Genomic DNA, 13,560 nt, shown 5'->3' on the forward strand with positions numbered 1-13,560 from the left:
CATCCTGTACCCATGACCACGATCGAAGACCCCGCCCGGGTCGAACTGCACCACCCGGACGGCAGCACCAGCCCGCTGCTGATCGTGGAGACCGACCAGCGGGACGAGCGCCGGCCGTCGGTCCTGGTGCTGCCGGGCATCGCCGTCGGCGCCCGTTACTACCTCCCGCTCGCCCGCGCGCTGGCGGCCGAGGGCGTCGACGTCGCGATCACCGAGCTGCGCGGCCAGGGGGAGAGCACCTACCGCATCGGTCGGCGTAGCGCCCCGGCCGGCTACCACGAGAGCGCCGCCGAGGACGTCCCGCTCGCGCTCGACGCGATGGAGCAGCGACTCGGCCGGCGGCCCGTGATCCTCCTGGGGCACAGCATGGGCGCGCAGATCGGTGTGTACCACCTCGCGCGCCACGACCCGCGCGTCGCCGGGCTCGTCGCGGTCGCCGCCCAGTCACCGTTCCACCGCGGCTTCCCGGGGCCCGTCGGTCGCAAGCTGCGCGCGGGCTCGGTGATCCTGCCGGCGCTGGGCTGGCTCTCCGGGCACGTGCCGGGACAGTTCTTCGGCGCGAAGGGACGGATCCCCGCCGACCGCATCCGGGACTGGGCCCGGCTCGCCGCGGCGGGCGTCATGCAGCCGGCTCGCGCCGATCTCGACTACCCGGCGGGCCTGTCGCGCGTCACCGTGCCGGCGCTGGCGGTGGTGATCGCCGACGACCCGCTCGCCCCCGCGAGTGCCGCACGCAACCTCCTGGCCATGCTGCCCTCCGCGCGCACGACCCTCGAGCTCGAACCCGAGGCGCTGGGGCACAACTCGTGGGCGCGCCGACCCGCCGAGGTGGTCGCCCGGGTGCTCGCGTGGACGGACCGGGAGGTCGTCAGGCCCGAGCGGGACGACGACGAGGTAGTCGACGCCTGAAGAACTCGTACGTGAGGACCGCTTTCCGCGCCTCCTGCGTGTTGTCGGCGGCGCCGGCGTGGCCGCCCTCGACGTTCTCGTAATAGGCGACCTCGTGACCCGCGGCCTCCAGGGCGGCGGTCATCTTCCGCGCGTGGCCCGGGTGCACGCGGTCATCCCGTGTCGAGGTGGTCATGAGCACGGGCGGGTAACGGACCTCCGAGGCGGGCCGGATGTTCTGGTAGGGGGAGTACGCGCCGAGGAAATCGTCCCAGTCGGACGAGTCCGGGTCGCCGTACTCGGCCATCCACGACGCGCCGGCCAACAGTAGGTGGTAACGCTTCATGTCCAGCAGCGGTACAGCGATCGCCAGCGCTCCGAAGAGTTCCGGGTAGCGGGTGAGCATGACGCCCATGAGCAGCCCGCCGTTGGATCCGCCGGTCGCGCCCAGCTGGTCGCGGGTGGTCACCCCCGTATCGACGAGGGCGCGCGCCACGGCCGCGAAGTCCTCGTAGGCGCGCGGCCGCTTCTCGCGCAGGGCGGCCCGGTGCCACGACGGCCCGTACTCGCCGCCGCCGCGGATCCCCGCCACGACGTAGACTCCGCCCTCCTCGAGCCACAGCGCGCCGCGCAGGGCCGCGTACGCGGGCCGCATCGACACCTCGAAGCCTCCGTAGCCGTACAGGATGGTTGGTCGGGGGCCGTCCGGGCCGGGCCCGCGCATGACGGTGTACGGGACCTCGGTGCCGTCGTCGCTCACGGCGGTGTGGCGGGTGACCTCGATGCCGGCCGTGTCGAACCGGTGCGGGGTCGCGCCGAGGGTGGTGGTGCTGCCGTCGGCGCGCAGGAGCACCAGCGACGGTGGCACGACCGGCCCGGAGACCGCGAGCACGGCGTCGTCGGGGTGCGGCCGCTCGCCGTCGGACCGCCCTCCTCCCGCCGGCCCGGAATCCTCCTGCTCGCCGTCCCGCATCCCGGACAGCCGGTCGCAGGACAGCACGTCGATCGACACGTGCTCGAGCAGGCCCTCCACCGGCCGCGGCGTCCAGTCGCCGTCGACGGAATCGGGGATGGTGTAGGCCTCGATCCGCGACTCGGTGTCGTCGAGGACCGTCAGCAGGATCCGGCCGCGGCCCCAGGTGATGTCCTCGACGGTCGTGGACGGGGTGGGGGAGAACAGGACGACCGGCTCGGGCAGGCGCTCGGGGTCGGCGTCCACGACGGACCACGGCACCACGAGCACCGACCCGCCGGGATGGGTCCGGCCCGCGATCTCGAGATCGGTCCGGGGCCTCAGGAGGAGCCAGTCGCCGCACGAGGTGACGTCGCAGTCCTCGGGCACGGGCACGGCGCGCGGCCCGGTCGCGGTGGGGTCGGTCCCGGGCGTCCAGAAGACCTCCTGCGAGGTGTGGAAGTCCGGTGCGCGGCTGGCGAGGAACCGGCCCGTCGTCGGGTCGTGCGAGGCCCCCACCGCCACGTCGTCCGTCCGTCCCTCGAAGATCACGGGCGCCTGCGCGGGATCGGTACCGCGCCGCCACAGTCGCACGACGCGCGCGTACCCCGAGTCGGTGGCGTCGGATCCCTCCGGGTCGAGCGGCGCGGCGAGGAGCACGGTGTCGCGGTCGACCCACGACACCGAGCACTTGGCCTCGCTCAGTCGGAAGCCGTCCTCCGAGGCGGGGACGAAGCGTCGCGCGAGGAGGTCGAACTCGCGGATCTCGACGGCGTCCGCGCCGCCGCGGGACAACCGCAGCAGTGCGCGGTCGTCGGCAGGCCGGCGGACGACCGTCCCCGAGTACACCCAGTTGACGCCTTCCTCGTCGGCGAGCGCGTCGACGTCGACGAGCGTCTCCCACGCCGGGTGGTCGACACCTGGCGCGCCCTCTGCGAGGACCGACCACGGCACGCGGCGCCACAGTCCGCGTCGGTGGTCGCCGTCCTTCCACAGCGTGTAGGCGTGGGGGCCGCGCAGGACGGGCCAGGCGATACGGTCCGTGGCGTCGAGGATCTCCAGCGCCCGGGTGTAGGAGGCCTCGGCGTGCTCGCCGGTCGCGAGATCGGCCACCGTCCGGTCGCTGCGCATCCGCACCCACTCCAGGGCGTGGGGCGCGTCCACGTCCTCCAGGTGGAGGTACGGATCTGAGCTCGGGGAAACCGTCATGACCTCGATGATGCCGTGGTCGTGTCGGAGTGACCGAGCCGACATGTCGGATGGGGGTCCAGATCTTCACAGACTCTTGTTATGAGGCTGCGCCGTCAGTAGCATCATCCCCACGTTCGGGTCGTCTGACCCGGCCATTCTCGGGGATCCGGGAATGCACCCTCGATAAACGGAGACACATAATGGGTTCCCTCAAGCTCGGATCGGTCACGGAGTCCCTCGGCGGAGGCACCGGCAGCTCCACCGAGACCATCACCGATCAGATCGCCGAGACCGTCGGCGACCTGGTCGCCACCGCGCTCCGGCAGGTCCTGGGCAACCTGTCCTGACGGTGCCCGCAGACATCCCGACGCCGCCCCTTCCACCCGGAGGGGGCGGCGTCGGGCATTTCGGGTGCGATCGGGGGCGGCTCGGGGTGCCTGCGACACGCGTTGCGCATAGTCTGTGTGTCGTGGCTGACACTCATTTCGACCTGATCGTCCTCGGCGCGGGCCCCGGTGGCTACGTCGCCGCAATCCGTGCCTCGCAGCTCGGCCTCAAGGTGGCCGTCGTCGAGGAGAAGTACTGGGGCGGCGTGTGCCTCAACGTGGGTTGTATCCCCTCAAAGGCACTGCTGCGTAATGCGGAGCTGGCCAACACGGTTCAGCGTGACGGCAAGCTGTTCGGTATCTCCGGCGACGTCTCCTTCGACTTCGGCGCCGCCTACGACCGCAGCCGCAAGGTCTCGGACGGCATCGTCAAGGGCGTCCACTTCCTCATGAAGAAGAACAAGATCACCGAGATCAACGGCTACGGGACGTTCACCGACGCCAAGACGATCGAGGTCGACGGCACGGAGTACACGTTCGACAACTGCATCATCGCCACCGGCTCCGTGGTCAAGACCCTCCCGGGCATCGAGCTGAGCGAGAACGTGGTCAGCTACGAGGAGCAGATCCTCTCCCGCGAGCTGCCCGACTCGATCGTCGTGGTGGGCGCGGGCGCGATCGGCATGGAGTTCGCGTACGTGATGAACGCCTACGGCGTCGAGGTCACGATCGTCGAGTTCATGGACCGCCTGCTGCCGAACGAGGACGAGGAGGTCTCCAAGGAGATCGCCAAGCACTACAAGAAGCTCGGCATCAAGCTCCTCACCGGGCACAAGACCACCAAGATCACCGACAACGGTGACTCGGTGGACGTGGAGATCGAGAAGAAGGACGGCGGGGAGACCCAGACGGTCACCGTGGACAAGGTCCTCATGGCCGTCGGCTTCGGTCCCCGCGTCGAGGGCTTCGGCCTGGAGAACGCCGGCGTCGAGCTCACCGACCGCGGCGCGATCGACATCGACGACCACATGCGCACCAACGTCGACGGCATCTACGCCATCGGCGACGTCACCGGCAAGCTGCAGCTCGCCCACGTGGCCGAGGCGCAGGGCGTCGTGGCCGCCGAGACCATGGCCGGCGCCGAGACCCAGACCCTGGGCGACTACCGTATGATGCCGCGCGCCACGTTCTGCCAGCCGCAGGTCGCGTCCTTCGGGCTCACCGAGGCCCAGGCGAGGGACGAGGGCTACGACGTCAAGGTGGCCAAGTTCCCGTACTCCGCCAACGGCAAGGCGCAGGGCCTCGGCCATGCGGTCGGCTTCGTGAAGATCGTCGCCGACGCCACCCACGGAGAGCTGATCGGCGGCCACCTCATCGGTCCCGATGTCTCCGAGCTCCTGCCCGAGCTGACCCTCGCGCAGATGTGGGACCTCACCGCCGCCGACGTCGCCCGCAACGTGCACACGCACCCGACGCTGTCCGAGGCCATGAAGGAGGCCGTCGAGGGCATCGCCGGCCACATGATCAACCTCTGACGGTCCGCCCGTCGCTCCGCCCCGCTGCTCGCCGGTTCGTCCGGCCGGGCGGCGGGGCGGAGTGCCTTCCGGCGTGTGCCCGGCGCGGGGTCCAACCCGTCCACAGCTGACGGAACGATCGGGCCCCGGCCGACGAAAAGACCGTTCCGCACGGACCCACTCGGGCGACGTGTGCGAAACGGTCTTCTCGATGGCGCGGACCCGCCGGCCGCGGGGTCACTCGGCGTTGACGAGCTTCTCCATCTGCGCCGTGTAGATCGCGTCGAGGGCGCCGGCGGCGGTCGGCAGGACCGGGTCGGCCGCGGGATCGTCGCCGCGGGCCGCGTACTCCACGCTCACCGTGGTGTCGCGGGCGTACCCGTGGATCGCGATGGCCCGGCTCAGGGTCTTCTTCCCGTCCGGCTGCGTGGTGATGAAGTCGCTGGTGACGCGGAAACCCTCGGCGCCCGCGATCTCCGGCGCGTCCTGCACCGACATGACGAGCTCGACATCGGGGTTCGAGGTGCTGCGCGCGGTGGTGCACGCCTCGTAGAGGGAGCGGTCCATGAAGTCGTCGAGCCGGCCGCTCACCATGCCGATGCCGAACCGGTGCTCGGTCTCGTCGGTCTCGGACTGCTTGTAGCGCACCGCCGCGGTCACGCCGTCCGTGGTGGCGTGGTTGGAGACGGTCTCGAGGCGCGAGACCTTGTCGCAGGCCGGGTCGTCCATGAGCTGGCGCTGCTGGTCGGCGACGAGCTTGTCGACGGCCTCCTGGAGCATCGACCGGTCGAGCACCTGGACGATGCCACCCCCCGGGGCCTCGCCCTCGGCCAGCACGAGCTCCTCGACGGGCGCCTGCGGGGCCGAGTCGTCGACGGTCGGCGAGGCCGACGCCGAGGTCGACGTGTCGCCCGACTGCTCGGCCTCGGCGCCGGAGTCGTCCGACGAACAGGCCGTGAGAGCTGCCGCGGTGACCAGCGCGAGGCCGGCGGCCGCGACGCGGCGGGTGGTGCGGGTGCGGAGGCGCATCTCTCTCCTTTGTTTTCGGTTACCCACATAGTGCCACCGTCGTACCGCTATCTGTGCATCGTGCCCCGCGTGCGGCGCGCTGCGGAAAAGCCCGCGGGCACGGCCGTGGAACGCCGGAAACATCAAAAGCGACCGCGGGGGCCCGAAGTCGGGGGCAGTGACCGCGCGGGTGGAAGCGGTGTAACGGGCCCGGTGTGACTACCCTTGGGGCCGCGCACGGGCGGAGCCTCTCGGCGCCGACGACCCCCTGATATAGGACAACGATATGGACCATGACGGTGTGGACGCCGTGCTCTTCGACCTCGACGGGGTGATCACCCCGACGGCGGAGAAGCACATGGAGGCGTGGAACCGGATGTTCAGCGCGTACTTCGACGCCCGCGGGATCGACCCGTACTCGGACGAGGACTACTTCCGGTACATCGACGGCAAGCCGCGCCTCGAGGGCATCGCGTCGATGCTCGCCGCGCGGGGCCTCACCCTGCCCGAGGGGAGTGACGACGACGAGGCGGGCCCGGACGCGGACACCCTGCACGGGCTCGGTATCCGCAAGAACGTGATCTTCCGTGAACTGCTCGACGAGGGGATCGAGGCCTACCCCGGCTCGGTCGCCTACCTCGACGCGCTCGACGCCGCCGGCATCGCCTCGTGCGTCGTCTCGAGCTCGAAGAACGCGGAGGCCGTGCTCACCGCGGCCGGGCTGCGCGACCGGTTCGACGTGATCGTCGACGGCGTGGTCGCCGCCGCCGAGGGCATCCCCGGAAAGCCGAAGCCCGACACGTACCTGCGGGGTGCCGAGCTGCTCGGCGTGCCCGCGGAGCGCTGCGTCGTGATCGAGGACGCCGTCTCGGGGGTGCAGGCCGGCGCTGCTGGCGGGTTCGCGCGAGTGGTCGGCGTGGACCGCGGGGCCGGGCGCGAGACCCTGCTCGCGGAGGGGGCCGACCTCGTCGTCGTCGACCTCTCCGAGCTCATCCCCGGACTCACGGAGGCACGCCGGTGACCCGCGTCCCCATCTCCCGTGGCCCGGTGCACGACACCGTCGGCCAGTCGGTGCCCGGCAACATCCGCACCACCTACGGTGTGAATCTCCGCAGCCACCTCGAGGTGCCGGAGATCAACCGCTCCACCCACCCCGCCGACCCGTGGCGCTGGGTCGAGACCAGCCCCAAGGCCTCGCCGCGGGGCGTGTCCGAGACCCAGTTCGCGGTGGCCAACGGGTACCTCGGCATGCGCGGCAACCCCGAGGAGGGGCGCGACTCCGCCCAGCACGGCACGTTCGTCAGCGGCTTCCACGAGACGTGGCACATCCAGCACGCCGAGGACGCGTACGGCCTCGCGCGCGAGGGCCAGACGATGATCCAGGCCCCCGACACCAAGACGATCCGCATCTACGTCGACGACGAGCCGCTGCGCCTGTCCGTGGCCGACCTCGAGCACTACGAGCGCAGCATCGACTTCCGCGACGGCGTCCTGCGTCGCGAGATCGTGTGGCGTACGCCCGCCGGCAAGAAGGTCGTCATCCGTTCCAGCCGGATGGTGTCCATGGTGGAGAAGCACCTCGCCGTGATGACCTACGAGATCGAGCTGCCGGACGAGCCCGCGCCCGTGGTGATCTCCTCGCAGGTCCTCAACCGTCAGGACGGCGAGGACGAGTACGGCTCCGCCGACGACGTCCCCGACGAGGGCTTCGACCCGCGCCGCGCCGAGGGACTGGACCACCGCGTCCTCGAGTCCCAGCTCTGCGAGGGCCAGCGCGGTTACCAGGTGCACGGCTACCGCTGCGCCAACTCCGGAATGACCATCGCCGTGGCCGTCGACCACCTCCTCGAGACCGAGGACGACGTGGCCCTGAGCCACGAGATCGACGACGACTCGTCGAAGGTCGTCTACCACGCGCACGTCACGCCGGGGCGCGTGCTCAAGCTGACCAAGCTCGCCGCGTACCACACGTCCGAGGTCGTGCCCGCGGGCGAACTCGCCGACCGGTGCTCACGCACCCTCGGCCGGGCCCGCGAGCGCGGCGTGGACGACCTGCACCGCACCCAGCGGGACTGGTACGACCACTTCTGGGACCGCGCGGACGTCGAGGTGGACGGCCCCGCGGAGACGCAGCAGGCCATCCGGTTCAACCTCTTCCAGCTGGCCCAGGCCTCGGCGCGCGCCGAGTACAACGGCATCGCCGCCAAGGGCGTCACCGGCAGCGGCTACTCCGGCCACTACTTCTGGGACACCGAGACGTATGTCCTGCCGTTCCTGACCTACACGATGCCGCGGTTCGCCCGGAATGCCCTGCGCTTCCGGTACAACATGCTCGACAAGGCGCGGGAGCGCGCGAAGTTCCTGTCCGTCAAGGGCGCCCTCTACCCGTGGCGCACGATCAACGGCGAGGAGGCGTCCGCCTACTACGAGGCCGGTACCGCTCAGTACCACATCAACGCCGACATCGCGCACGCCATGGTCAAGTACATGTGGGCCACCGAGGACCAGGACTTCATGATCCGCGAGGGCGTGGACGTGCTGGTCGAGACCGCGCGGATGTGGGTCTCGCTCGGTTTCTTCGACGGCGACGGCATGTTCCACATCCACGGCGTGACCGGGCCGGACGAGTACACGACCGTCGTGGACAACAACCTGTTCACCAACGCCATGGCCCGGTTCAACCTCGTGGCCGCGGCTATCGCCTGCAAGCGGATCGCCGAGCTGGAGGACGGCAAGTGGGAGGCGATCTGCCGCCGCCTGAAGATCCGCGACGAGGAGATCGCCGAGTGGAAGCGCGCCGCCGAGAACATGGTGATCGCGTTCGACGAGGAACTGGGCGTCCACCCGCAGGACCAGGACTTCCTCGCCAAGGAGGTCTGGGACCAGGACCTCGAGGAACCCCGCCGGCCGCTCCTGCTGCACTTCCATCCGCTGGTCATCTACCGGCATCAGGTGCTCAAGCAGGCCGATGTCGTGCTGGCCATGTTCCTGCGCGGTGACGAGTTCAGCGAGGAGCAGAAGCGGGCGAACTTCGAGTACTACGACCCGTTGACCACCGGCGACTCCACCCTGTCGGCCGTGGTGCAGGCGATCATCGCCGCTGAGATCGGCTACTGCGACGAGGCGTTCGAGCACTTCCAGAAGGCCCTGGTTGTGGACCTGGCCGACGTGCACGGCAACGCTTCCGACGGCATCCACGTGGCCTCCACCGGCGGGGTCTGGTCGGCGCTGGTCAGCGGCTTCGGCGGGATGCGCGACTACCGTGGCGACATCTCGTTCGACCCGCGGGTGCCCGCGCAGTGGGGGTCGCTGACGTTCCGGATGACGGTGCGGGGCACACACGTGCGGGTCCGCTGCGACCACCACGAGATCACGATCGCCAACCTGAACGGCACCGATTTCGACTGCACGGTGCAGGGCCGCGAGGTGCACGTGCCGGCGGGGCAGACGGTGACGGTCGGCCTCGACGACCGGGCCCGCGTCTGCCTGTCCTGCGCGGAGCAGAACTGAGCGCGTAGCCCTCGCCCGGCCGCGTTCGTCGCCCGGACCCGGCTCGGCAGCCGACTGGGCGGGCCGCGCGCTGTCGGCGTCGGTGGCCGATCTGCTGGTCGGCTGCGTCCGCCGGGTGGGGGGTGCTGTGGCGTGGTCGGCTGGGCCTCGAGCTCGCGATTTGAGGCCCCGCCGCACGCTGCCTATCGGATCGCGCTACGCGTAAGGGCTCCCATGGGCGTCGCGCGATCGGATGGGCGGCGCGGGATCAGATGGGTGAGGCGGGTCCGATCGGTGAGTCCGCTGCCGGGGCGGGTCGGTCGCTGCGGGGCCGGCGATCCGGAGCGCGGCGCGCGATCTGCCCCTCGGATCTCGTTTCGCTCGTCGCATTGCGATTCGCTCGCGGAGTTCCTGGGGCAGATCGATTTCGGAGGAGCGAAGTGTAATCCGCGGGGCGGATCGTGGAGGCCGGGTGCACTGGCGAGAGCCGGGCGACTGCCGGCCGACTTCCGGGTCGGGCCCGTCGCAAACCGAGGGGCGGATCGTGGAGGCGGGGCGGTGTCAGCGGGGGCGGTCCGGCTGGATCCGCAGCGCCCGCAGGGAGGTGGCCAGGCCGTCGTATTGCGCGACCAACTGCACCAACGCGACCAGCTCACCCGGGTTCAGGTACTCGGCGAGCGCGGCCCACGTCTCGTCGGACACGTCCTTCGTCCGCACCAGCTCGTCGACAGCCATGAGCAGCACCTCCAGCCGGTCCGGCCAACCCGCGGAGGCGGGGTCGCGGGTGGTGCGGGCGATCTCGTCGTCGTCCAGTCCCACCCGCGCGCCGATGCGCTCGTGGTGCGCCCGCTCGTACACGCTGCCCCGCAGGTGGGCCACGCGCAGGATCACGAGTTCGGTGGTGCGGCGGTCGAGGATCCCGAACGGCATCATCATCCCCGAGTAGGCGAGCCAGGCGGGGAAGAGGCGGCGGGCGCGGCCGAGGGTGGCGAACAGGTGGACGTCGCGTGAGCCGGTGACGCGCGCGCCGATGCGGTTGACCGCCCAGCCGAACGGGCCGAGCTCGCGGAACCCGCCGGGCGAAATCCTCGGTGACTGGCTCATGGCCGTCAGGGTAGGTCAGGCGCGGACCCGGCGGAGGCGGGTTCGCCGAGGAGGTACGGCGAGAGCGACGAGCGGTGGGCGTCCACGCGTAGCTCGTGGTTGAGCGGCGGGAAGGCGCGCTGCGGGCAGGCGGGTCGGTCGCACATGCGGCAGCCGGAGCCGATCTTGGTGGCGGCGTCGACGTCGTCGAGGTCCAGCCCCTGCGCATAGACGGTGCGGTGGGCGTGGCGGGCCTCGCAGCCCAGCCCGATCGCGAACGTCTTGCGCGGCTGCCCGAAGCGCATGGGCCGGGTCGTCACGGTGCGCGAGACCCACAGGTGCAGCCGGCCGTCGGGCATCTGTGCGACCTGCCGCATGATCTTGCCGGGAAACGAGAACGACTCGTAGATGTTCCACAGCGGGCACGTGCCGCCCGAGGTGGTGAAGTGGAACCCGGAGGCGGACTGGCGCTTGGACATGTTGCCGGCGCGGTCGACGCGCACGAAGCTGAACGGCACCCCGGCCGCCCCGGGCCGCTGCAGTGTGGACAGGCGGTGGCACACGGTCTCGTAGCCGGTGGCGTGGAAGGCCATGAGCCGCTCGACGTCGTAGCGGAAGTCCTCGGCGGTGTCGAGGAACCGCTGGTAGGGCATGAGGACGGCGGCGGCGAAGTAGCTGGCCAGTCCGCGAAGGGCGAGCGCGACGGCGGCGGGGGAGCTGAACGAGCCCTCGTCGACGAGGCTCTCCAGTAGCTCGCGGTGCTCGAGGAACGCCAGCTCGGAGGCCACGCGGAACGCCTGCTGGCCCGGGGTCATGTGGGCGGACAGCTCGAGGCGCCGCTCGTCGGTGAGGTAGCGGTGCCACAGCCCGTCGGGCAGGTCGACGCGGCGGACGATGTGCACGCCGTGGGCCTCGGCGAGGCGGTGCTCGAGCTCGGCGCGCACGTCGCCGCGGTTGAGCCGGATGCGGGTGGTGAGCTCCTCGGCCGCGGTGTCGAGGGAGTCGATGTAGTTCTGCCGTTGGTAGAAGTAGTCGCGCACCTCCTCGTGCGGCATCGACAGGACGGCGCGGTCGACCGGGGTGTCGGGCGCGTTGCGGGTCTCGGTCAGGGCGGCCAGCAGATCGGCGGAGTTGCGGTAGCGCTGATGCAGGAGGGTGAAGGCACGGGCGAGCGAGGGGTGCGCGCGGACGAGCTCGACGACCTCCGCGGCGGGGACCTCCGACGAGAGCTGCGTGTCGGTGAGGGCCTCCGTGACCGCCGCGATGAGGCGCGTGTCCGAATCGGAGGCGAAGAACGTGGAGTCGACGCCGTAGACCTCGGAGATCTTGACCAGGACCCGGGAGGTGACGGGACGGGTGTCCTTCTCGAGTTGGTTGAGATACGACGACGACAAGCCGAGCGACTGCGCGAAGGCGGACTGGGTCAGACCGTGCTCCTCGCGCAGACGTCTCAGTCGCGATCCCATATGTGAGGCGTTCATCGGCTTCGGCCCTCCCGTCCGTGGCGTGCCACACAATCTTCGCAAACTTTGCAAAAGTCTCCAAGAAACTCGCCAGATTCGCATTACCTGCAGGTAGACGGGCTGTCTGCGATGTGGCACGCTATGGGCAGTACGGGGCCAGCGGCTCGCAAGACTGCGAATCACGGCCCGCCCCCCGAGTAGGAAAGAGTCGCGATGTCGAACGTCGGCAAGGCACGTACCGCTGAAGAGATCCAGAAGGACTGGGACACCAATCCCCGCTGGAAGGGCATCACCCGCAACTACACGGCCGAGCAGGTCGCCGAGCTGCAGGGCACCGTCGTCGAGGAGCACACCCTCGCCCGTCGTGGCGCGGAGATCCTCTGGGAGAAGGTCAACACCAAGGACTTCGTCAACTCCCTCGGTGCGCTGACCGGTAACCAGGCCGTGCAGCAGATCCGCGCCGGCCTCGAGGCCGTCTACCTCTCCGGCTGGCAGGTCGCCGCCGACGCCAACCTCTCGGGCCACACCTACCCGGACCAGTCGCTGTACCCGGCCAACTCGGTGCCGACCGTCGTCCGTCGCATCAACAACGCCCTGCTGCGCGCCGACGAGATCGCCCGCATCGAGGGCGACACCTCGGTGGAGAACTGGCTCGCCCCGATCGTGGCCGACGCCGAGGCCGGCTTCGGTGGCGCCCTGAACGCCTACGAGCTGCAGAAGGCCATGATCAACGCCGGTGCCGCCGGTGTGCACTGGGAGGACCAGCTGGCCTCCGAGAAGAAGTGCGGCCACCTCGGTGGCAAGGTGCTCATCCCGACCAACCAGCACATCCGCACCCTGACCTCGGCCCGCCTCGCCTCGGACGTCGCCAACGTGCCGTCCGTGATCATCGCGCGCACCGACGCCGAGGCCGCCACCCTGATCACCTCGGACGTCGACGAGCGCGACCGTCCGTTCATCACCGGTGAGCGCACCGCCGAGGGCTTCTACCACGTCAAGAACGGCATCGAGCCGTGCATCGAGCGCGCGAAGGCCTACGCCCCGTTCGCCGACATGATCTGGATGGAGACCGGCACCCCGGATCTCGAGTACGCCAAGAAGTTCGCCGAGGGCGTCAAGGCCGAGTTCCCGGACCAGCTCCTGGCCTACAACTGCTCGCCCTCCTTCAACTGGAAGGCGAACCTGGACGACGAGACCATCGCCAAGTTCCAGAAGGAGCTCGGCGCGATGGGCTTCAAGTTCCAGTTCATCACCCTGGCCGGCTTCCACTCGCTCAACTACGGCATGTTCGACCTGGCCTACGGCTACGCCCGCAACCAGATGAGCGCGTTCGTCGAGCTGCAGGAGCGCGAGTTCGCCGCGGCCAAGGAGCGTGGCTTCACCGCGGTCAAGCACCAGCGCGAGGTCGGCGCCGGCTACTTCGACCTCATCGCCACCACGGTCGACCCCAACACGTCCACCGCGGCGCTGAAGGGCTCCACCGAGGAGGGCCAGTTCCACTGAGCTAGTGGACCTGACCGGTGAACCGATCCGATCAACGGTCGGCTCGCTGACATGACGTGACAACCGGGGGCCGTGGCCGTCTCGACGAGGCGGCCCGGCCCCCGGTCGTCTCTCCGCCACCCGGGGGGCGGGCCGGCGGACGG

10 protein-coding genes are annotated in these 13,560 nt (G+C 70.3%); 6 read left to right on the forward strand and 4 right to left on the reverse strand.

Annotation, left to right across the window (positions count from 1 at the left end; all coding sequences use genetic code 11):
- The first annotated feature begins 12 nt into the window (after positions 1-12).
- The gene (locus tag DCI01S_RS03425) at positions 13-909 is read left to right on the forward strand and encodes an alpha/beta fold hydrolase (RefSeq protein WP_061227953.1); all 897 of its coding nucleotides are present in this window, start codon (positions 13-15) and stop codon (positions 907-909) included.
- Here the strand turns inward: DCI01S_RS03425 and DCI01S_RS03430 are convergent.
- Positions 869-3,049, reverse strand: a complete 2,181-nt coding sequence (locus tag DCI01S_RS03430; RefSeq protein WP_061228008.1) for a prolyl oligopeptidase family serine peptidase — start codon at positions 3,047-3,049, stop codon at positions 869-871. The genes DCI01S_RS03425 and DCI01S_RS03430 overlap by 41 nt on opposite strands.
- 182 nt (positions 3,050-3,231) lie before the next feature.
- On the opposite strand from DCI01S_RS03430, the gene DCI01S_RS17515 reads away from it, so the two are divergent.
- Complete coding sequence (locus DCI01S_RS17515) at positions 3,232-3,378, forward strand: hypothetical protein (protein ID WP_165001061.1); 147 nt, start codon at positions 3,232-3,234, stop codon at positions 3,376-3,378.
- A 122-nt stretch (positions 3,379-3,500) separates the two neighbouring features.
- Positions 3,501-4,892, forward strand: a complete 1,392-nt coding sequence (gene lpdA, locus DCI01S_RS03435) for a dihydrolipoyl dehydrogenase (RefSeq protein ID WP_061227954.1) — start codon at positions 3,501-3,503, stop codon at positions 4,890-4,892.
- 216 nt (positions 4,893-5,108) lie between these two features.
- Here lpdA and DCI01S_RS03440 read toward each other — a convergent pair whose 3' ends face one another.
- Positions 5,109-5,900, reverse strand: coding sequence for a hypothetical protein (locus DCI01S_RS03440; RefSeq protein ID WP_061227955.1), 792 nt, complete (start codon positions 5,898-5,900; stop codon positions 5,109-5,111).
- 265 nt (positions 5,901-6,165) lie between these two features.
- Between DCI01S_RS03440 and DCI01S_RS03445 the strand changes: the two genes are divergently transcribed.
- Together DCI01S_RS03445 and DCI01S_RS03450 are read left to right on the forward strand one after the other, a co-directional pair.
- Positions 6,166-6,900: an HAD family hydrolase gene (locus DCI01S_RS03445; protein ID WP_061227956.1), complete on the forward strand. Its 735-nt coding sequence runs from the start codon at positions 6,166-6,168 to the stop codon at positions 6,898-6,900.
- Positions 6,897-9,389, forward strand: a complete 2,493-nt coding sequence (locus DCI01S_RS03450; RefSeq protein ID WP_061227957.1) for a glycoside hydrolase family 65 protein — start codon at positions 6,897-6,899, stop codon at positions 9,387-9,389. Before DCI01S_RS03445 ends, DCI01S_RS03450 begins: the two co-directional genes overlap by 4 nt.
- Before the next feature lie 540 nt (positions 9,390-9,929).
- Here DCI01S_RS03450 and DCI01S_RS03455 read toward each other — a convergent pair.
- Together DCI01S_RS03455 and ramB are read right to left on the reverse strand one after the other, a co-directional pair.
- Complete coding sequence (locus DCI01S_RS03455; protein WP_061227958.1) at positions 9,930-10,472, reverse strand: carboxymuconolactone decarboxylase family protein; 543 nt, start codon at positions 10,470-10,472, stop codon at positions 9,930-9,932.
- A 5-nt stretch (positions 10,473-10,477) separates the two neighbouring features.
- A complete protein-coding gene (gene ramB / locus DCI01S_RS03460) occupies positions 10,478-11,932 on the reverse strand; it encodes an acetate metabolism transcriptional regulator RamB (protein WP_061227959.1) in 1,455 nt (484 codons plus the stop codon).
- Between the two features lie 195 nt (positions 11,933-12,127).
- Here ramB and aceA point away from each other — a divergent pair, with 195 nt between their 5' ends.
- Positions 12,128-13,417, forward strand: coding sequence for an isocitrate lyase (gene aceA / locus DCI01S_RS03465; protein WP_061227960.1), 1,290 nt, complete (start codon positions 12,128-12,130; stop codon positions 13,415-13,417).
- Positions 13,418-13,560: the final 143 nt, after the last annotated feature.

Origin of the sequence: Dietzia cinnamea NBRC 102147, assembly GCF_001571065.1 — a bacterium.
Lineage (GTDB): Bacteria > Actinomycetota > Actinomycetes > Mycobacteriales > Mycobacteriaceae > Dietzia > Dietzia cinnamea.